Annotated in this window: 17 protein-coding genes; 5 read left to right on the top strand and 12 right to left on the bottom strand. The window is 64.0% G+C overall.

Going from position 1 to position 20735, the window contains the following annotated elements:
• The 9 genes from ACNJ7E_RS08425 to ACNJ7E_RS08385 form a co-directional block, all read right to left on the bottom strand.
• Nucleotides 1-1178 (bottom strand): amidohydrolase family protein (locus ACNJ7E_RS08425; protein WP_418339595.1); only part of this gene is annotated, 1178 nt, incomplete at its 3' end.
• A 216-nt stretch (nucleotides 1179-1394) separates the two neighbouring features.
• Nucleotides 1395-2969, bottom strand: a complete 1575-nt coding sequence (locus tag ACNJ7E_RS08420; protein WP_418339594.1) for an ABC transporter substrate-binding protein — start codon at nucleotides 2967-2969, stop codon at nucleotides 1395-1397.
• A 124-nt stretch (nucleotides 2970-3093) separates the two neighbouring features.
• Nucleotides 3094-4674: an ABC transporter substrate-binding protein gene (locus ACNJ7E_RS08415; RefSeq protein ID WP_418339593.1), complete on the bottom strand. Its 1581-nt coding sequence runs from the start codon at nucleotides 4672-4674 to the stop codon at nucleotides 3094-3096.
• A gap of 381 nt (nucleotides 4675-5055) precedes the next feature.
• Entirely contained in the window at nucleotides 5056-6006 is a 951-nt protein-coding gene (locus ACNJ7E_RS08410; protein WP_418339592.1) for an ABC transporter permease, read from the bottom strand.
• Between the two features lie 105 nt (nucleotides 6007-6111).
• Nucleotides 6112-6942: an ATP-binding cassette domain-containing protein gene (locus tag ACNJ7E_RS08405; RefSeq protein WP_418339591.1), complete on the bottom strand. Its 831-nt coding sequence runs from the start codon at nucleotides 6940-6942 to the stop codon at nucleotides 6112-6114.
• Nucleotides 6939-7988, bottom strand: a complete 1050-nt coding sequence (locus tag ACNJ7E_RS08400) for an ABC transporter ATP-binding protein (RefSeq protein ID WP_418339590.1) — start codon at nucleotides 7986-7988, stop codon at nucleotides 6939-6941. Before ACNJ7E_RS08400 ends, ACNJ7E_RS08405 begins: the two co-directional genes overlap by 4 nt.
• Nucleotides 7981-8868, bottom strand: coding sequence for an ABC transporter permease (locus ACNJ7E_RS08395; protein WP_418339589.1), 888 nt, complete (start codon nucleotides 8866-8868; stop codon nucleotides 7981-7983). Before ACNJ7E_RS08395 ends, ACNJ7E_RS08400 begins: the two co-directional genes overlap by 8 nt.
• Before the next feature lie 4 nt (nucleotides 8869-8872).
• Complete coding sequence (locus tag ACNJ7E_RS08390; RefSeq protein ID WP_418339588.1) at nucleotides 8873-10057, bottom strand: thiolase family protein; 1185 nt, start codon at nucleotides 10055-10057, stop codon at nucleotides 8873-8875.
• Nucleotides 10054-10467, bottom strand: a complete 414-nt coding sequence (locus ACNJ7E_RS08385; RefSeq protein ID WP_015890789.1) for a Zn-ribbon domain-containing OB-fold protein — start codon at nucleotides 10465-10467, stop codon at nucleotides 10054-10056. Before ACNJ7E_RS08385 ends, ACNJ7E_RS08390 begins: the two co-directional genes overlap by 4 nt.
• A gap of 833 nt (nucleotides 10468-11300) precedes the next feature.
• On the opposite strand from ACNJ7E_RS08385, the gene ACNJ7E_RS08380 reads away from it, so the two are divergent.
• Nucleotides 11301-12503: a CaiB/BaiF CoA transferase family protein gene (locus ACNJ7E_RS08380; RefSeq protein WP_015890788.1), complete on the top strand. Its 1203-nt coding sequence runs from the start codon at nucleotides 11301-11303 to the stop codon at nucleotides 12501-12503.
• Nucleotides 12504-12637: 134 nt separating this feature from the next.
• Nucleotides 12638-14233, top strand: coding sequence for an MFS transporter (locus ACNJ7E_RS08375; RefSeq protein WP_016881661.1), 1596 nt, complete (start codon nucleotides 12638-12640; stop codon nucleotides 14231-14233).
• Between the two features lie 506 nt (nucleotides 14234-14739).
• Here ACNJ7E_RS08375 and ACNJ7E_RS08370 read toward each other — a convergent pair.
• From ACNJ7E_RS08370 to ACNJ7E_RS08360, 3 genes are all read right to left on the bottom strand, one after another.
• Nucleotides 14740-15864, bottom strand: a complete 1125-nt coding sequence (locus tag ACNJ7E_RS08370) for an NDMA-dependent alcohol dehydrogenase (protein WP_016881662.1) — start codon at nucleotides 15862-15864, stop codon at nucleotides 14740-14742.
• 59 nt (nucleotides 15865-15923) lie between these two features.
• Nucleotides 15924-17360 (bottom strand): aldehyde dehydrogenase, encoded by a 1437-nt coding sequence (locus tag ACNJ7E_RS08365; protein WP_016881663.1) that lies wholly within the window; start codon nucleotides 17358-17360, stop codon nucleotides 15924-15926.
• A 112-nt stretch (nucleotides 17361-17472) separates the two neighbouring features.
• Nucleotides 17473-18576 carry a TIGR03857 family LLM class F420-dependent oxidoreductase gene (locus ACNJ7E_RS08360; RefSeq protein ID WP_063711547.1) on the bottom strand — a complete coding sequence of 368 codons (1104 nt, stop codon included), beginning with the start codon at nucleotides 18574-18576 and terminating at the stop codon, nucleotides 17473-17475.
• Nucleotides 18577-18702: 126 nt separating this feature from the next.
• Between ACNJ7E_RS08360 and ACNJ7E_RS08355 the strand changes: the two genes are divergently transcribed.
• From ACNJ7E_RS08355 to ACNJ7E_RS08345, 3 genes are read left to right on the top strand one after another with little or no spacing between them, the layout of a single operon-like run.
• Nucleotides 18703-19818: a phosphotransferase family protein gene (locus tag ACNJ7E_RS08355; protein WP_418339587.1), complete on the top strand. Its 1116-nt coding sequence runs from the start codon at nucleotides 18703-18705 to the stop codon at nucleotides 19816-19818.
• On the top strand, nucleotides 19815-20264 hold the full coding sequence (locus ACNJ7E_RS08350) for an FAS1-like dehydratase domain-containing protein (protein ID WP_418339586.1): 450 nt from the start codon (nucleotides 19815-19817) through the stop codon (nucleotides 20262-20264). Before ACNJ7E_RS08355 ends, ACNJ7E_RS08350 begins: the two co-directional genes overlap by 4 nt.
• Nucleotides 20261-20683 carry a MaoC/PaaZ C-terminal domain-containing protein gene (locus ACNJ7E_RS08345; protein WP_009472400.1) on the top strand — a complete coding sequence of 141 codons (423 nt, stop codon included), beginning with the start codon at nucleotides 20261-20263 and terminating at the stop codon, nucleotides 20681-20683. Before ACNJ7E_RS08350 ends, ACNJ7E_RS08345 begins: the two co-directional genes overlap by 4 nt.
• Nucleotides 20684-20735 lie beyond the last annotated feature (52 nt).

Here is a 20735-nt window from a genome sequence, read left to right as displayed (position 1 = left end):
TCGACGATCTTGTGCGCTTCGTCGTCGGGAACATCCTGGAGCAGTTTGGTGGTGTACTGCCGGCTGTTGGGCCAGTTCGAATCCGAGTGCGGGTAGTCGCACTCCCACATGATGTTGTCGATACCGATCTGGTGGCGACGGGCGACACCCTCGAAGTCGTCGATGAAGCAACCGTACATATGCTCGCGGAACAGATCCGACGGACGCACCTCCTTGTTCACGTTCTGATACCAGCGGTGCTTCTCCCACGTCAGGTCGATCCGCTCGAGCAGGTACGGCATCCACCCGATACCACCCTCGGACAGCGCAACCTTCAGATTCGGGAACTTGTAGAACACCGGCGAGAACAACAGATCCGCGGTCGCGTCCATCGAGTTGGTACCGAACAACGCGATCATCACCGCCATCGGCGCCTCCGGAGAAGTGATCGGCGCCTTACCCGAGGAGCCGAAATGCATGCACAGCGGCATCTTCGTCTCCTCCGCGGCGCGGAAGACCGGATCCCAGAAATCGGTGTAGAACGACGGCAACCCGAGCCCGACGGTGTTCTCGGGGAACGTGATCGCCTTCGCACCCTTCGCCGCGCAGCGGTAGATCTCCCTGGCCGCTTCCTGCGGATCCCACAGCGGCAAAATGATCAGAGGAATGAATCGATCGGGATTGGACGCCGCCCACTCGTCGAGGTGAAAGTCGTTCCACGCCTTCACCGACAGCAGAGCCAACTCCCGGTCCTTTCCTTCCAGGAACACGGTGCCGGCGAAACGTGGAAAGGACGGGAAGCACAACGCAGCCTGCACGCCGTCGATGTCCATGTCCGCCACCCGCGCCTTCGGGTCGTAACACCCCGGCAGCATGTCGGAGTACCGGGTGGGGTCCATCCCGTATTCCTGCGGCTTCTTGCCCGCCACCGCATTCAATCCGATGTTCGGATAGATCCGGCCCTCGTACGACCACACCTCGGCGAGCTTCTTCTTCTTGGGCGCGGTGCCTCCCTGGCGGGCCGTGTCTAGCAGCAGCGCCGACAAACCCTCGTCGCCGTGGCTCTGGCTCATGTCCATCTCGACGATCCGCGGGCCCTGCTCGTGGAACTTCTTGGGCAACCGATCGGTCCACACGGTGGGCGGCTCGATCAAATGGTCGTCCACCGAGATCAAATGCATATGGTCCTGAAGCGGCACAGCGACTCCCTAAGTGAAGGGGATGACGGCTCCTGAGCGTCTCGTCATCCGTCTTGCCAGTGATCTATCTGACACCGTGTCATCGTAGTGATGTGAGTCACCACCGTCAATCTCTAGTCGGAACACCTAGCTATCCAGCACTGAATCGGCGACTCGCACGGACCAGGAATCCTCAAAGCCTGGCTCTCACAACCTTCTTCTGACGGACGGTTCGGCTCACTCGGTAGTCTTTCCGGCATAGCGCACGTCGAAGATGCTCGTGAAATCCGTTTGCCCGAGGGTGTCCATGCCGACCGTCGAGGAGGAGTACGCGACGATCGTCGGTACCCCACAGATGAAGACGTCGTATGCATCGTCGGCAGCGATGCCGGAGGCGCGGCGCAACAGCTCGGTTCTCTCGCCGTCATCGATCCGCGGGTCGAGCGATTGCAACACCGTCTCGGAGAACTGGGCCGACGGCGGGCTCGGGAAGCGGTAGTCGGCCATGTAGTTCAGCAACAGTGACTGGCCGGGAATCGGATACGCCAACCGCGAATTCAGGAGCTCATAGTCGCCCTGACGGAAGGTCGACTGTGCATCGACAGCCGGAATGGGCAATAACTGCGCGTCGACGCCAACGTCACGAAGTTGTGCCTGAACCGACGTCGCCATCTCCTGTTGCGGCGACGCACCCGCGACATGGATCACCCGCAGGGACAGGTTGTCCGGCGCCCCCGCCTCCTTCAGCAGAGCTTTCGCTTTGACCGGATCGTACGTATAGCGAGCGGTCCTGCTGTCGTCGTGGCCGTCCACGCCTTCGGGAAGCGGTTGCGACAGTGGTGCGCACTTCCCGTTGAGCAGCGCCGAATTGATACCCTCGCGGTCGATGGCATAGTTCAGCGCCTGCCGGACCTTCGGGTTCTCGAGTCCGGGCGTGCCGATGTCGAGTTGGACGGCGTACGACTGGACGGTCGGATACTCGTGTATCCCGAACCCCGAACCTCCGGTGACGGCGCGGATCTCGTCGTACTGGTCCGGATCGACCTTGATGGCATCGACTTGTCCGGAACGGAAGGCATTGAGCCGCGAATTGTCGTCAGCCATTCCGATCAGCTCGAGCTTCTGAGGCTTCTGCGCGTCCGGATCCCAGTAGCCGTCGTAACGCACGTACGTCACACGATCACCGGGGCGCACCTGATCGAAGCGGTACGGTCCCGAACCTGCGTCCGTGCGCCCGATGTCGAGTCCCGCATCGAGGGCCTTGATATTCACGATCGCCGCCTCGGTCGTCGACAGCACGGCGGGAAGATCGAGCGCCGGGCGACTGGTCGAGATCCGCACCGTGTTGCCGTCGACGACGTCCACAGCGGTCACCATGTCGAAACGGCTCGCCACCTTCGACTTCTGCGGATCACGCGCGCGGGCAAGGCTCGCGACGACAGCCTGGGCGTCCACCGGCGTGCCGTCGTGGAAGGTCACGTCGTCCCGGAGCATAAAATCGACCGACCTTCCGTCGCCGCCGAACGTCCACGATTCGGCGACCATCGGTGCGATCGTCGGACCACTGACAGCTTGGGTCAGCCGGTCATACACAGGAGACAGAAACGGGAAATCGATCTGATAGTTGTCCGACTGATGGGGGTCGAGATTGTTCGGGACGACGTTCCCGGCCACCCGCAGAGTCGCCGTGCGATCCACCTCGCCCTGTGCCCCGTGCTCGCCTGTCGCGGTCCCACACGAGACCACGACGCCTGCGGCCAGCGCAGCGACCACCACCGGGTATCGACGGCGACGAGAACTTCTATCGAACATGTACACGCTCCATTTCCTTGGAATCGACGCAGACACCGACCCGCGACGGGCAGAACGAGGGGCGTCGCCCGGGACCACGCCCGGGCAACGCCCCTCGCCCGACAACACTCTGATGAGAACTGGGTCAGGAGATCTTGCCCAGGTACCGCGTGTCGAGGATTCCGCTGAAGTCCGCCTGCCCGATGGTGTCGACACCAACCACCTTGTCGGTGTATGCGGCCTGCGTCGGAATTCCACAGATGAACATGTCGTATGCATTCTCCGAGGCGATACCCGAGGCCTCCGAGTACAGCTGGGTGCGGTCGGCGTCAGGGGTGTTCGGGTCCAGCGAACGGTTCACCGCATCAGTGAACTCCTGCGAAGGTGCCGTCGGGAAGCGCAACGGAACGAGGTAGTTGGTCTGGAGCGACTGTGCAGGGGTCGGGTACGTCAGGCGCGGGTTCAGGAGCGAGTAGCTCCCCTCCCCCATCCTGGTCTGCGCATCGGCCGCGGGGAGCGGCATGATGTCAAGCCCCACCCCGACATCAGCCAACTGTGCCTGGATGGCAGTGGCCATCTCCTGCTGGGGGGACAGGCCCGAGACCGTGATCAGCCGCAGCTTCAAATCTGCGGGCGCGTTGGCCTCCTTCAGTAGCTGGCGTGCCTTGTCCGGATCGTACGTGTACTTGCCGTCGACGTCGGAGTTGTGGCCGTTGACGCCGTCGGCAATCGGCTGCGAGATCGGCTGGCACTGGTCCTTCAGAAGCGCCGAGTTGATGCTCTCCCGGTCGATGGCGTAATTGAGAGCCTGCCGAACTCGCGGGTCGGTGAGACCCTGCTGTCCGATGTCGAGTTGCACCGCGTAGTACTGCGACACGGGGAAGGTATGCATCTGGTACTGCGGCTGCCGCAACAGGGTCTGCAGCTCGTCGGTCTGGCCGGCTTTCGCGAGCATGACGTCGATCTGACCGCTACGGAAGGCATTGAGTCGTGCGTTGTCGTCACTGATCCCGATGATCTCGAGATTGGCGGCCTTCTGCGCTTCCGGATCCCAGTATCCGTCGAAACGCTTGTAGATGATGCGGTCGCCGCGTCGGATCTGGTCGGCCACGTAGGGCCCCGATCCTGCCGTCTCCACCGACAGGTCGACCCCACCATCGATGGCGACCGGGTTGACGATGGCGGCCGTGGTCGTCGAGAGGATGGACGGCAAGTCGGCTGCAGGCCTGCTGGTAGTGATTCGCACCGTGTTGTCGTTCACAGCCTGGACGGAGGTGATCACCGCGAGCGACCCCGCCGAACGCGCCCGCTGCGGGTCCCGCGCTCGGTCGAGACTCTTCACCACAGCGGCGGCATCGACCGGCGTTCCGTCGTGAAACTTCGCGTCGGTGCGGAGAACGAAGTCCGCGCTGAGGCCATCCGGGGCGAACTGCCAGGATTCCGCCAGCATGGGCTCGATCGCCGGCCCCGATACGGCTTGCGTCAGCCGATCGTAGACCGGGGCAAGATAACTGAAGTCGACCTGATAGTTGCTGGACTGGTGGGGATCGAGATTGTTGGGGGGCAGCGTCCACGCCATCTTCAACGTCGCGTTCCGGTCTACTTCACCACCGCTCGCAGCACCCGCCGTCGAACTACCTCCGCCACAGGCGGACGCGACCGCTGCCACCGTGACCGCCATCACCAGCATCTTGATACCGGAGGAAACTCCGCTACGGATCTTCATACCCACACGCCCATTTCTCACCTTGATCGGTACGTCATGTTCACGAACTCGCATTGCACGGCGCCAAGAGTGCCTCGCAGAGAATCGGAAGGAATCGCGAATGGCCGAGACCCATCGATGGGCAACCCGTCCGACACGGCGCTCACGGCTTTTCGACTCACTGCGCGTGCCTTGGCGTGCGTGGCCAATACTAGTGACCGTGATCACATGCCGCAAGTGACGCAACATCTTTCGCGATGCAATTTTCGGATCGAGTCCATAGAAGTCGTCTATCGCTACGCTCCACACCAGCGAACACAGCCGAGAGGGCTGCCGGCATACAGCCGACAGCCCTCTCGCGTAGTGCAGTTACGGCCGAAATCCGTTTCAGCCCAACCCTGTCTACTTGCGGATCTTCGGATTGAGGTAACCGTACGACATGTCGACCAGAAGATTGCACACCAGGACCACCAGCGCGCTGATAATGACCACACCCTGAACCATAGGGAGGTCGCGTTGCACGACCGCGGTGTACCCAAGCATCCCCAATCCCGATATCGCGAAGACGAATTCGACGGTCACCGCGCCCCCCAGGATGCGCCCCATCTGCATACCGAGCACCGTGACGATCGAGACGGACGCGTTCTTCATGGTGTGCTTCCACAGGACGCCACGCTCGGCGAGTCCTTTGGCGCGCGCGGTGCGCACGTAGTCCTTGTTCATCGCATCGACGATGGAACCTCGTGTCTGACGCGCGAGTTCCGCCGCAGACACCGCGGCCAGTGCGAGCGCTGGAAGGATCAGATGGCGCGACCATTCGACGATTCCGCCTTCCGCGATCGTCACATATCCGGTCGCGGGGAGCCACGCGCGAGTGATCGCGAAGGTGATCACCAGAACCAGACCCAGAACGAACGGGGGGACCGACATCAGGAGCGCCGCCAGGGTCGTCACCGCGCGGTCGACGACGGACCCCTGGCGCACGGCAGCCCACACGCCCAGCGGGATTCCGATGACCACGGTGAGCACGATGGCCCACAACGCGAGTGAGCCGGTGATCCAGATCCGCTCCATCAGCGCATCGGTCACAGGCTGGCCGCTGTAGAGGGAGGTACCCAGGTCTCCGGTGAGGGCATGAGCGACCCACTCGACATAGCGAACAACCATGGGCGCGTCGAGATTCAGGTTCTGGCGCACCTGCTCGATTTGATCGGCACTGGCGCCTTCGCCCGCGATCCGAGCCGCCGGGTCCGTGCCCCGGTTTGCCAACTCGAGCAACGCGAAGGAGAGAAACGCCACCAACAGCAAAAGGGGTATCGCCGCTAAGACGCGACTGACGACGAGCTTGAGCATGAAACCCGACTCCTCATGAGACGAAAGATGTGGTCAGGTGTCGGACTTGCCCACGTGGCAGAAGTCGGCGACACCGGTGAAATCGGTTGTCTGGTGATCCGTGGTTCATGCCTGGAAGACCAGGGTTCGCTTCGCGGCACGCCTGCGCGGATTCATCACGGGGATTGCCGACAGCAGTTCCTTCGTATACGGATCCCTCGGGTCCTCGAAGATCTGCTCGGTAGTGCCCGACTCGACGACCTCGCCACGTCGCATCACGGTGACATCGTGGGCGAACATCTTCACCAGCGCCAGGTCGTGGGAAATGAACAGGTAGCTGATCTGCCGTTCCTGCTGCAGATCCTGCAGGAGATTGAGTACCTGGGCCTGGATCGAGACATCGAGTGCCGCCACGGGTTCGTCGCACACGATCAGCTCCGGCTCGGTGGCCAGCGCGCGCGCGATGGCGATGCGCTGCAACTGGCCTCCGGAGAACTCGTGTGGGTACTTCTCGAGTTGGTCCATGCGGAGCCCTACCCGCTCGAGCAGTTCCGCAACCCGCTCGTCACGAGCGCTCCCCCGCAGTTTCGTGTGCAAGGTGAGCGGTTCCGCCACGGACTGGCCGATCAACATTCGGGGATCCAACGAGTTGAACGGATCCTGGAAGATCATCGTCGCGCGCCGGCGAAGCCTGCGCACCTCCTTCGCCGACATCTTCATGATGTCGTCTCCGAACAACTTCACGGAACCCGTATCGGGGGTGGCCAGTCGCAGAGCTATCCGGCCGATCGTGGACTTGCCGGCACCGCTTTCGCCGACGATCGCCCGTGTCCGGCCCTTCTCCAGCGTGAACGACACGTCCTTGACGGCGTGGGTGTGTTCCGTCGGGATGCCCAGAAGATTCCGCTTCTTGACGAAGGACTTGACGAGGCTGTCGATTTCGAGAATCGGACTCATTCCTTGATTCCTTCCAAGCGCAACTCATCGGACCGAACGCAACGCACAAGGTGATGATCGGCACCCTCGAGCGGGACAGTGCCCTCATCGCACTGCCCCGCCGCGGCATATCCGCATCGGGGGTGGAACCTGCACCCGCTCGGCCAATTCCAGGCCGCGGGTACGGTTCCCGGAATCGCGAAGAGTCGCTCGGCTCGTACCTGAGCGTCCGGCGTCGACGCCAGTAGTCCTTCGGTGTAGGGATGCTCGGGCTCGTAGAAGAGTTTCTCGGCGACCGTCGTCTCCATTACCTGGCCACCGTAAAGGACAGCAACCCGGTCGCAAGTCTGCGCGACCACACCGAGGTCGTGCGTGATGAACAGGACGCCGAGCCCCATCCGCTCCTGAAGCTCCGTGAGAAGGTCCAGCACCTGAGCCTGGACCGTGACATCCAGTGCCGTCGTCGGTTCGTCCGCGATGAGGACGACCGGCTCACAGGCGACGGCCATCGCCAGCATTACCCGCTGACACATACCACCGCTGAACTGGTGCGGATACTCGTGCGCCCGCTTCTCCGAGTCGGGAATACCGACCAGATCCAGCATCTCGACGGCGCGGCTCCAGGACTCCTTGCGCCCGACGTCCACCTTGTGTCTGCGCACCACCTCGGCAATCTGATCGCCGACGGTGAAGGCGGGGTTGAGGGATCGGCGCGGTTCCTGGAAGATCATGCCGATCGACTTACCCCGAAGCTCGTTCATCTCACGGTTGGACAGGCCGATAAGCTCTCGGCCCTCCAGACGAACCGAACCGGTGATCCGGACCTTGGGTCCGGTGAGAAGTCCCATGATCGCCAACGACGTGACGGTCTTTCCCGAACCGGACTCTCCCACCAGTCCCAGCGTCTCTCCTCGGCGCAACACCAGGTCGAGATGATCGACCACACGGGACCATCCGTGCTCAGTCTTGAAATCGATGCACAGATCCGCGACTTCCAGGACTTTCCGCCCTAGGTCGACATGATCGGCCACCGCTTCGTCTGCCGCCAGTAGTGTCTTGTCAGCCATTTGCTCCACGCCCTTCGAAAGCATCACGCATACCGTCACCGAACGTCGACAACGCCAGGACCGTCAGCACGATCGCAGCGGTGGGCACGATCATGAAGCTGGGCGAGACGCTCACGTTCTGGAACGCGTCCTGGAGCATGGATCCCCAGCTGGCCTGAGGTGACTCGACACCGAGTCCGAGGAAGCTCAGGCTCGCCTCGACAATGATGACGATGCCGGCACCGAACGTCACCTGGATCATCAGGGCAGAGCTGGCGTTCGGAAGAACGTGCCGCCACAGCAACCTGTAATTCGAGCACCCGACGCTACGGCAGGCCTCGATGTAGGACTCGCCTGCCACGGCCTGCGCCTCGGACCGCGCGATGCGGAACAGTCTCGGCGCCAGCAGCATTCCGACGGCGATCATGGCGTTCGTCAGTCCGGGACCGAGCACGCCGACCACCGCCAGAGCAAGGATCAGCGGCGGCAGCGCGAGCAGTGCTTCGGCGATACGACTGAGCACTGCGTCCACCGGACCGCCCACCAGTCCGGCGAGGAGACCGAACGGGATACCGATGATCGCCGCCAGCGCCATTGCCTGGACGATTGCGAGTACAGCGACCTGGGTCGCGTCGACCATGCGGCTGAAGACGTCACGTCCGTAACCATCGGTGCCGAACCAGTGTTCACCGCTCGGCCCCTGCAGACGTGCACTGAGTGCCTGCGCGTTGGGGTCGTGAGTCATCAGGGCGGAACCGAACACTGCGACCAGCACGAGCAGGACAAGAAAGGCGAGCGACACCATGGCCGCCCGATTGGAACGGAGCGCACGCCATTTTCGGCCGCCACGCAGCCGTGTGGACCACGTGTCGCGGGAAGCGGTGGATTCTGCGGTGGTCATCTCATCACCCTTCGCGACGTAGCAGCATGCAGCCTGCCTCGGGTCCGCCACCGATACCGACTGCGGCGATTTCGACGTCCTTGGCGATCTGCCGGTCTCCGCCCTCCCGCCACAACTGCACGCATGCTTCGTGCAGGAAGCCGTATCCGTGCAGACGGCCGGCCGAGAGCTGGCCACCGTGCGGGTTAATGGGGAGTTCACCGTCGAGGCGGTAGCGGTCTTCTTCGTCGAGGAACTGGCCGACCTTGCCGTGCTCACAGAACCCGAGTGCTTCGATCCACTGGGTCGTCAGGTAACTGAAGCCGTCGTAGAGCGTCGCGAAGTCGACGTCACCGGGCGTCAGCTTGGTGGTCTCCCACATCGAGTCCGCTGCGTCGTGGGACGCCATGGTGGTGAGATCGGCTCGCTGATCCCAGGTGTGCCGCTCCGCGAGCGACGCACCCGCCGCTTCGATGGCGAGGGGCGAATTGTTCAGTCCGGTCGACGCTTCGCGCCGCGAGACGATGATCGCCGTCGCGCCGTCACACGGAACATCGCAGTCGTAAAGTCCGAGCGGCCAGGAGATCAACCGGGCGCCGAGGTAGTCGTCCATCGTCATCGGATCCCGGTAGATGGCATTGGGATTGAGGGCGGCATTACGACGGCCGTTGATGACGAGCTTGCCGATCTGCTCACGGGTGAGCCCGAATTCGTGCATGTATCGCTGCGCGTACATGCCGATCCAGTTGGCCGGCGAAGCCGCACCGAACGGCAGCCGGAACTCCGAGTGCCCACTGGCCCGAGCCATCTTGCCGGTCAGTGCCGCGGCGCGACCCGACGCCTGAGCTGTCGCCTCCCATACCGAGCGGAAGCAGAGTACGTGGGTGGCGCGTCCGCTCGCCACGGCGGCAGCCGCGTCCAGGAGTGTTCCGATCTGCCCCGAAGTTTCGACTCCGCTGACGTGCCAGCGGGTCTTCAGACCGAATGCGTCACGGACGTCGTGAGTCGTCGCGCCGACGAAGCCGCCCTCCGCGTTCACCGGACCGGGGTAACTGGCTACACCGTCGATGTCGTCGAACGACAGTCCGGCATGCTCGACCGCTCGCTCCGAGGCCTCGAGTGCAAGGTCGATGCCGGTCCGCCCGATACGGCGTCCGATCTGAGACTGCCCGATACCCGTGATGACTGCACGGTCGTCCACAAAGCTCATTTCGTCACCGGCCTGAAGAAGGGAAGTGCCACGTCGTCCTGCTTGTCGAAGACCACCTCGACCGCCATGCCGACCTCGACTGCATCGACGTCACACTCGACGAGGCAGGTGGTCAGGCGAACGTCCGGTTGATCGTCGAGTTCCACCGCCGCAATGACATAGGGTGGTGGGAACGCGGGAAACCACTGATGGTGATTGACGGTGTACGCCGCGACCTTGCCGGTACCCGAGGCGACCTCGGGACCGACGTCGCGGCTGTGACACCGCCAGCACGCGCCGACCGGCGGATGAATCCACCCACGGCACGCTCGGCACCGATAGATGCGTAGCTCGTCTTCGAATCCTCCGGTCCAGAAGTCCCGCGACTCCGCGGTCACCTCGGGGAGCATTCGTCCCGATTGGTTTGACATCGAGTTCCTCCAAAGAACTGTCGCTGACGGGTGCCCGATACCGATCAGCCGCGCGAAACGGATCAGACGTGACCTCGGTCACCCTGGGCGAACCCTAGCATCTGATAGTTGTGTCACGAAAGAGTTGAGCGGAATCTCAGCCTCGGGAAGCGCCCGCTCCCGACGTCGGTACTCAACCGCAACAGAATGACGTTGCCTGCACAGCGATCAAACTTTTCCCTTATGAGCTGCATATATTCGAGGGAATCGACGTTCGCATGCCCGTCGATCGTCCGTCCGGTCACCGTGTCGAGTAGTTCAAACACATGTTCCGCGACGCGCCCGCGACCACCAGGTCGCAGCCCTCGGTTTTCAATTCTCTGACACTGATGTACACACCAATGAGTACGCGAGCGCGGGGCGCACATACCCTATCTACCACCGGTTGGGCAGATGGCCATCGTAAAAGTACTCGTTGTGTCAGATTGATAATGCAAAATCCGCACGATTGCGCCGTGCAGCGATCCGCCTCGTCGAATCGCACGTCTGGCCGACGGCGATTGACGAGGTCGGAATGATGACCGCTTCCAGGCCATGCAGTGGTCGTTCATGGCCGATCACGCGTGGCGAACACCCCCAGCGCCGACGACGAGACGCACGTCAGATACTCTTGTGATGCGGAACACACATTCTTCCCATTTTTATGTACACTGAGTCAGATACTTCTCCTCAGAGGTTTCAGGTTCACAGTGTCTCCAGGTTCGCCAGGGCTCGCCGGCCTACCGGCGCCATACCCGATTCGGCACCTGCCGCTGTCCCCCATCCGGAAAGGAAGCATCACCGTGGTCGGTGTAATGAACGGAATCCGAGTCGTCGAAGTTGCGGCATGGACCTATGTGCCCGTGGCCGGGGCCATCCTCACCGAGTGGGGTGCCGACGTCCTGAAGATCGAGCACCCCGAAAGCGGCGACCCGCAACGGGGTCTGGTCAGCTCCGGACTGATCCCCGCCGGCGGTGTGAACCACATGTTCGAGCTGCCGAACCGCGGGAAGCGCAGTGTGGCACTCGATCTGAAGTCGGAGGAAGGGCGCGAGCTGTTGATGAAACTCGTCGCCACGGCCGACGTGTTTCTGACGAACTTCCGTCCCTCGGCGCGCAAGAAGCTACGTATCGACGTCGACGACGTTCGTGCGCACAATGACAAGATCATCTATGTCCGCGGCTCCGCCGCCGGTCAGCGCGGACCCGAAGCCGAACGCGGCGGATACGACATGTCGTCCTTCTGGGGGCGCAGCGGTGCCGCCGACAACGTCACCCCGGCGTCGAGCGAGTACCCGGTGAACATGCCGGGCCCCGCCTACGGGGACACCCTCGGCGGCCTCACCATCGCGGGAGCGATCTCGTCGGCGCTGTTCCACCGGGAACGAACCGGCGAGGCCCTTGTCGTCGACAGCTCGCTCCTCGCGATGGGGTCCTGGGCGATGGGCGCGACGATCGCAGGCGCGCATGCCTTCGGGATCGACGAATACCCCAAGCCGGTTCAGTCCGAAGCCGCAAACCCCCTGGTCAACACGTACAGGACCGCGGACGACCGGTTCATCTCCATCGTCATGCTCGAATCGGACCGCTTCTGGCCCGAGTTGATGACGGTGCTGGAGAGCCCCGAGCTCATCGACGACCCCCGCTTCGACAGGCACGCGAAGCGTGCCGAGAACCGGGCAGCGTGCATTGCCGCCATCTCGGCAGGGTTCGCGAAGAAGACACTCGAAGAGTGGAAGGTGGCCTTGAAGGACATCAACGGGGTGTGGTCGGCCGTCCAGAAGCCGCGCGAGGTCGTCACCGACCCCCAGGTCGAGGCAAACGGCTACATCGCGGACCTCGAAGACGCGGCAGGAACTCCGTTCAAGCTCGTGACGGCACCGGTGCAATTCAACGAGCAGCCCAGCCAGGTCACCCGCGCTCCCGAACACGGTGAGCACACCGACGAGGTGCTGGAGGAACTCGGACTGAGCATGGACCAGATCATCGAGTACAAGGTGAGCGGAGCAATCCTCTGACCCCGACGTTGTTGTCGAACAACTGCATGTGACGTGGAGAGGGTGCCGAACAGCGGCACCCTCTNCCACGTCTCTGCGGTCTGCGCCGTCGACGTCCCCCTCTCGGACATTCGACGGCTCCAGGAAAGGCGGACATGGCCACTCGAGACGTGTGGCACACCCGAAGACGTTCACGCTCGGCGACTTCGGAGGACACCCGGGACCCGATCCGAGATGCCGCGGTGCACCCGCACAGCCGGCAGGACCGGATGCTCGCGCTGACGGGCACCCTGCTCGGTCTCGTACTCGCGGCACTGGCCTCGACGACCGTCCTCACCTCCCTGCCGGTGATGATGCACGAACTCGGCGGGGATCAGACCGCGTACACCTGGGTGGTCGGTTCTACTCTGCTCACGACCACGGTGAGCCTCGCGATCTGGGGAAAGCTCGCCGACCTCTTCTCCCACAAGAAGCTCATGTTCGCTGCCATCGCCGTGTTCGTCGTCGCATCCCTGTTCGCCGGGCTCGCACCGGACACCGCCGTGCTGATCGGGTTCCGATTCCTTCAAGGAATCGGGGCCGGAGGTGTGATTGCCGTCGGGCCGGTCCTGCTCGCGGATCTCCTGAGCCCGCGCGAACGCGGGCGCTACGCCGGCCTGATCAGCGGGGTCATCGGCATCGGCACGATCGGCGGCCCCGTCATCGGGGGGATCGTCACCGACACCATCGGCTGGCGCTGGAACTTCTACCTCGGCATCCCCTTCGCGATAGCGGCCGTGGTACTCCTTCAGCGGTCCCTACACCTGCCCGTCCACCATCGTCCGATCCGGATCGACTGGGTCGGCGCCGGCCTGATCTCGGTGAGTGCATGCGCGCTCATGGTGTGGGTCACGTTGGCGGGCAGTCAGTTCGACTGGCTGTCACCGACGTCGTATGTCGTGTTGGGTGGTGCGGTCGTGTGCGCCCTCGCCGCGGCGGTGGTCGAGGCGAAGGTCCGCGAGCCTGTCATCCCCCTCGCGCTGCTCAGGAATCCCTCGATCTCCCACGTCGTGATCGCCAGTACGGCATTGGGTGTCACGATGCTGGCAGTACCGACATTCATGAGTCAGTACCTGCAGATCGCCCGAGGCCTCAGCGCCTCGGTGTCCGGAATGTTCATGCTGTCCATGTCGGTCGCGACGTTTCTGGCTGCCTCCGTGGTCGGACACCGGATCAGCCAAACCGGATTGTGGAAGCGCTGGGTCGTCCTCGCCAGCGTTGCGCTCGTCTGCGGGCTCGCCGGTCTGTCGACCCTCACCGTCTCGTCCCGGCTGGCTGCGGTGTCCGTATATCTTCTGTGCATCGGGTTCGCGATCGGAGTCCTGATGCACAATCTTCTCGTCGTCGCGCAGAATTGCGCGCCGCCGCACCAACTGGGTGCCGCCAGCGCGCTGCCCGCGTTCTTCCGTCAACTCGCGAGCGCGATGAGCGTCAGCATCCTGGGTGCTGTTCTCGCCACGAGAATCTCCGCATTTCACACTGGCGGAGACGAATCGGAGTTGGTGAACGCACCTGTTCCACGCGTGGCCGACCTCGCCGAACCCCTACGCGGACAGCTTCAGACCGCGTACGCCGACGGCATCGGCGACCTCTTCCTGCTGTGCACGCCGCTCGGACTCCTCGGACTCGTCGCCGCACTCGTGCTACCCAACACTCCCCTCAGCAGCAAGACCGCAGTGGAGACCCAGGCGCTCGATCCACTCGACACGTGATCTGCCCCGTGAGGTGTTACGTGATGGTCGGCCGCGGACGAACGCGATAGTGGTACCGGTGCGGATGTCGTGGAGGGCACCGATTGCCACAAGCCTTCTCGCGCGGTCGCTCTAGACGTCTCGGCGCGAGGATCGATTTCTGTCACCGCAGGGCTGACGGACAGTTCTGAAATTGACCGGACGGCATCTTGATACATCGCGTACGGATCCTCGACTCCACCGCGTAACCCAAAGTCCGCGGGATCGGCATCGCAAGTCGAAACCCCCGAGGGTGCGGACGAAAGCGGCTGCCGCGGTCGCGGGCCTACCGTATGGGAACTCTCGTTTTGCCGACCGACCCGGATCGACTCGACGAACCCGGACGACCGATGAGCCCGTCGGCCGCGGCACTGCTGACGCTGGCGTGGGGAACGCGATTCGGCGGTATGGCGCCTGAATCATATCCCCAGGTGTCCGCCCGCTTCACCCGTCGCCATCCAGGACCTACAATGCGTGTGTTTCAGCGATCACGCATCCGCCGCGGGGTAGCGGAGGACTCCGCGTATGTTGCGGCCGCCGCGCATGTCGTCGTAGCCGTCGTTGACCTTCTCGAGGGGGTAGTCCCTCGTCACCATCGAATCGAGGTCGACGCCGCCCGAACTCCAGAGCTCCAGCAGCTTCGGGATGTCGGCACGCGGATTGGCCGAGCCGTAGAGACTTCCGACGATCTGCTTCTCCGTGAGTGTCAGGTCCATCAGGCTGACCGAGATCTCGCGTTCCGCCATCGGGTGGATGTTCGTCACCACCAGCCGGCCGCGCTTCGCGGTCATGGCAAGGGCCTTCGCCACCAATCGGCCCTCCCCCACGCCCATCGCGCAGATGAACTTGTCGGCGCCACGATGCCATGTGGCCTCGGCGACGACCTCCGGGGCTTCCTCCCACGACGCCGCCACGTGGGTAGCACCCATCCGCTTGGCTTCCTCACGCTTGAATTCGGAGGGCTCGATGACCGTGATGGTTCGCGCCCCAGCGATTCTCGCTCCCTGCACTGCCGCGGCACCGATACCACCCACACCCGCGACGACGACGGTCTCGCCGGGCCGGACATCTGCCGAATACACGGCCGAACCCCAGCCGGTGACGAAGCCACAACCCAGGAGGCAGGCACGGTCGAGCGGATGATGCGGTTCGATCTTGATGCAACTGGCCTCGTGGACCACGGTGTGGTGCGCGAAAGACCCGATACCGCACGCAAGCGCGAGATCTTCGTCCCTGATGTGGTGGCGTGCGGTGTCGTCGAAGATTTGACGCCCGCTGTAGATCTTGGCTCCGAGGTCGCACAGACTCTGGTGACCGTTCGAGCACGACGGACAACGACCGCACGAGGGAATGAACCCGAACACGACGTGGTCGCCCGGTTGCAGCCACGACACGTGGGAACCGACTTCCTTGACGACTCCGGCGCCTTCGTGGCCACCGATACACGGAAGCCGGAATGGCATGTCTCCGGTCACGATGTGCTCGTCCGAATGGCACATCCCGGACGCGTGCAACTCGACCAGAACTTCTTGTTCCTTGGGCGGGTCCAGCTGAATGGTTTCGATAGACCAGGGAGAGTTGCGCTCCCACAGGACTGCTGCCTGCGTCTCCATGTAATTCCTTCCATCGGCGCGGCACCGGCAGGTGTCGACGCGAGTGAGTGTCCTGGGGGTCAGAGAATGATCGACTGCGGCTCGAGGTACCCGGCGATACCTTCCGGACCACCTTCCCTGCCGACGCCCGACTTCTTGAAACCGCCGAAGGGGCTGCCGAAGTCGAGTGGTGCGGGTGAGTTGACCGATACCGATCCCACGCGGAGGCGAGCGGCCACGCGCGCCGCCCGGGCGGCGTCCGCGGACCACACCGCCCCTGCGAGTCCGTAGTCGGAGTCGTTGGCGAGAGCCACGGCCTCGTCCTCTCCCTCGTACGGGATCAGGACGCAGACGGGCCCGAAGAGTTCTTCGCGCGCAATGGCCATGTCGTTGTGGACATCCGCGAGCACAGTGGGCGCCACAAACCAACCGGTGTCGAGACCGTGGGGACGAGAGCCGCCGGCGACCACCCGCGCCCCGTCCTGCACCGCGCGCTGGATGTGGGCTTCGATCCGATCGCGCGCGGCACTGTTGATCACCGGCCCGACGTCGGTCGAACGATCCGCCGGGTCCCCGACCGTGAGCGCGGCGACGGCGGCGGCGATCGCGTCGACACACTCCTCGTAGCGACTGCGCGGCAGCAGGATACGAGTCTGTGCGGCACAGACCTGACCATTGTTCGCCATGACGCCGGTGACGAGACCCGACACGACCTTCTGGTCGAGAACAACGTCGTCCAGGACGACGGCAGCGGACTTTCCGCCGAGCTCGAGGCCGCACCGGCGAATGTCTGCCGCGCAGACGGCGCCGATGCGTTTGCCTGCCGCCGTCGAACCGGTGAAACTCACCTTGTCGACACCGGGATGTGACACCAGAGCCTCGCCCGTCTGCACGTCACCGGACACGATGTTGATCACACCCGCCGGAATCCCGGCGGCCTCCACTGCCGCCGTCAACTTCGACAATACGAGCGGAGCCTCGGGCGACGGCTTGAGCACCAGCGTGCAACCCGCGGCGAGGGCGGGGGCCAGCTTCAGGAAGGCGGTGAACAGCGGCGCGTTCCACGGCAGAATCGCACCGACGACACCGACCGGGAGCTGCCGCACCAGGACCTCTCCGCCGATCACCGACGGCCGACGGCCCTCGAAACGGTATTCGGGCGTGATCTTCTCGAAGGTGCGAAGAACTCCAAGCGCGGTTCCGATCTGCCCGAAGGACGTCCACTTCCGAGGCGAGCCCACTTCGGCAGAGACCAAATCGGCGTAATCCCGCGACTCCGCCTCGATCGCATCGGCCAGCCGGCCGATCGCGGCTGCCCGCTCGGCGGCGGTCGTCGTGGCCCACGGACCGCGCTCGAGCGCATCACGGGCCGCGGCGATCGCCGCTCCGACCTCTTCCGAGGTGGCGGCGGTGACGTGACCGAGCACCTCACCCGAGGCGGGCGAGGTCACCGCTATTCGTGCGCCTGCGCTCGGAGACCATTTCCCGGAGACGTAGATGCCCTCGTAGTTGTGCACTGATTCCCTCTCGTCCGGAGATCACCCTCTGTGGCGATCGACGCGCCCCGCACCGAGATACGTAAACCTCGGGTAGCGCGTATAGACATCGAATTCTGGCAGTAATGTCACGTTAGGGCAAGGTCGATTCAGGCGCGGTCACGACTTCGCCCAATTGGTCCGGCGTGCTGCCGTGCAAAACCAACTCGTCGGCGCCCGCCTCGCGATACCTGTCGAACATCGACCGGCACTCGCTCGGCGAACCGAGCGCTGCCGCGCCTCGAACCCATTCGGCGGGCAGAGACTCCGCCGCTTCCGTCAGCTGCGCGCGAGTGCGGACCGAATCCGCCGCGCCCTTCACACCGGCGAGCTGTGGGTGGGCGCGGAGGGCTGCCAGTAGGTCAGGGTCCCACCCATTCACCTTCGCAAGCTGCTCCCCGAATGTCGGGATCTGGTAGTAGGTGACGGCGCGCCCGCCGACGACCGCAGCTTCCTCGTCCGCGTCCAGGCCGGATGCGACCACCACAGTCGCGTAAATCCGCACAGAGTCCGGGTCACGGCCCGCATCGACAGCGGCAGCCCTGACCGCCTCGGCCGATCGCCGGACCGCATCAGGTGTGAGGAAGGGATGCAACAGAACTCCGTCGAAGTGGCGGCCGGCGAGCTCGAGCCCCTTCGGGCCGATCGCAGCAAAGACGAGCGGAGGAACAGGCTGGTCAGGGATGTCGTTGAGGCGAAGAGCGGGGTAGACGCCCGCAGGCCCGTCGTAGGTGACCTTCTCGCCGCGGCACAGTCGACGGAAGATGTCGGCGGCGTCGACCAGGGACCGATTCGTGGATTTGGGGAGGCCGACAGCGCTCCACATCCGGTCGACCGAACGCCCGACTCCGATCATGATCCGGCCGTCGGAGAGACCCTGTGCCGTCATCGCCAGCGAAGCCAACATCGCGGGATGCCGAGACTGCAGATGGGTCACGCCGGCCGCGATCTTGATCGTGCTCGTGACCTGACTGAACGCTCCGGCAAGCACGCCGAAGTCCTTGGTTCCCCACCGCTCGCTCAGCCACAGCGTGTCCAAGCCGAGCCGTTCGGCTTCGACTGCCTGGGCGATGGCGGGCCGGGGGTCGGGCACCCGGCCGGGGAGGGCATACGCACCGAGACCGAGCCGATCGCGGACCGCTACGGGAGCCCCACGGGGGACCGCGCCGGGCCCGGGGGTGGATTTCTCATCATTCATGGGCCTATTCTGACAGTATTGGTCACATAATGAAATGGTCGTGAACGACGGACCAGCCGTCGTGCCGGATCTCCCCGTCACGACAACCGGCACGACGACTCGAAGTAGAAGCATGGAGGGACCCACGTGGCCTACACGGCAACAAGAGGCGAACTGGAGGGCGATGTGCGCGACGTCCTCGCGCGATGGCTGCCCCCGCGACTGGTTCCCGAGACGCACAGCGACTTCGAGATATCGGAGTTCTCCGCTCCCGACGCGGGATATTCCGGCAAGACGGTGTTCTTCACCGCGTCCTGGTCGGATATCCACGGCGTCCGCCGGCGTGCCGACCTCGTGCTGCGCATGCAGGCGTCGAACCACCAGTTGTTCGTGGAGCCCGATGCCGTCCGGCAGGCGGAAGTGATGCACCGACTCGGTCGCCACCCCGGCGTCGGCACCCCGGACATCGTCCTGATCGAACCGGACCCGAGCGTTCTCGGCGCGCCCTTTTACCTCATGACGAGGGTGCACGGCCGCACTCCCTCCGACGTCCCCAGCTGGCACAAGCGCGGCTGGACGGTGGAACTCACCGAAACTGAACGGGAAACGCTCTGCGACAACGCGATCAGAGCACTCGTCGCCGTGCACCGGATAGCCGACGAGAGCGATCTCGCATATCTCCGGAACGGTTCCGGCACTACGGGGGGCACGGCACTACACCGCTATCTCGACCGCCTTCGCGAATGGTACGAATGGTGCCGCGGCGATCTGGTCGTGGGCTCGGACGTCCTCGCGGAAGCGCTCGCCGAACTACTCGACCACGCGCCCGAAACGGACGCCGAGGTACCGGTCTGGGGTGACGCACGCGTCGGGAACATGTCCTTCGCCGACGATCTCTCCATTGCCGCGCTGTTCGACTGGGAGACGGCCACCACCGGGCCACCCGACATCGACCTGGGCTGGTGGCTGATGTTCGAGCGGTACCTGTGCGAGGCTCTGGGCTTCACCCGGCTGCCGGGAGTACCCGACGACGACGAGACCGTTCGTCGCTACGTGGAATTCGGCGGGCGACCCACCGGGGACATCACCTACTACACGATGCTCGCCGCGTTCGTGCTGGCACTGATCACGAACCGACTGGCGCTGCTCCTCGCTCGCGACGGCCTGGACGAAGCGACGGCACGAACCTATCCGACTACCGCTGTCGAGCTCACTCGGCAGTATCTCGCCGACCACATCGCCAGAAGGAGCACGACATCATGACGATCCCGTCGACCGAACCCGCGCCGAAGGGCGCTGTCAGCGAGGACTGGGAGGTGTTCGTCGAGCGTGGCAAAATTCGCGAGTTCGCCACCGCCATGCAATCGGACAATCCCGACTACGCCGGCGCCCACGCGATCGTCCCGCCGACCTTTCTCATCACAGCGGCGCAGTGGGCTCCGCCGGGAGTGCGGTTGACTCTGGGGTTCGAGCGCAAGCGCCTCCTGCACGGCGAGCAGGAGTACATCTTCCACGGTGCGCTCCCCACCGCCGGAGACCGACTGCTCGCCAGGGAAAGGGTGGTCGACCGATTCGAGAAACCCGGCAAGAAAGGCGGTCTGATGAGGTTCGCCGTGATCGCGACCGAATTCCACTCCCCCGAAGGCGAACTGATCGCCGAAGCGCGCGGAACCTTCATCGAAACCGCCGCCAAAGAAGGTGCCAAATGACAACGACAGCTCCGCTCGTGGTCGGCGCGCAGGCCGAACCGCGCCAGTTCGGTCCGCTGACCACCCAGATGTTCGTGCGGTACTCCGGCGCGTCGGGAGATCTCAACCCGATGCACTACGACGACGTGCTGGCTCGCGCCGCGGGAAACCCGTCCGTGTTCTCCCAGGGAATGCACCAGAGTGCTTTGCTGGCAACCTTCGCCACCGACTGGCTCGGTGCCCGAAATGTCCGGAGATTTGGTGTCCGATTCCGCGAGCAGGTGTGGCCCGGAGACATTTTGACGTGTACCGGAGAGATCACGGGCATCGATACGGCGCCCGATGGAACGAAAGTCGCCACCGTCGCCCTGACCTGCACCCGCCAGACGGGCGGAATCGCCATCAGCGGTACCGCGGAATTCGGTGTTACCGATGCGTAGTAATTCCGGCCACTCCCCTGTCCTCGTCCTCGCAATCTGCCTCGACTCCCCA

The sequence above is a fragment of the Rhodococcus mengyinensis genome (assembly GCF_048381435.1).
Lineage (GTDB): Bacteria > Actinomycetota > Actinomycetes > Mycobacteriales > Mycobacteriaceae > Rhodococcus_F > Rhodococcus_F opacus_D.
This window is presented reverse-complemented; position numbering and strand designations above follow the sequence as displayed.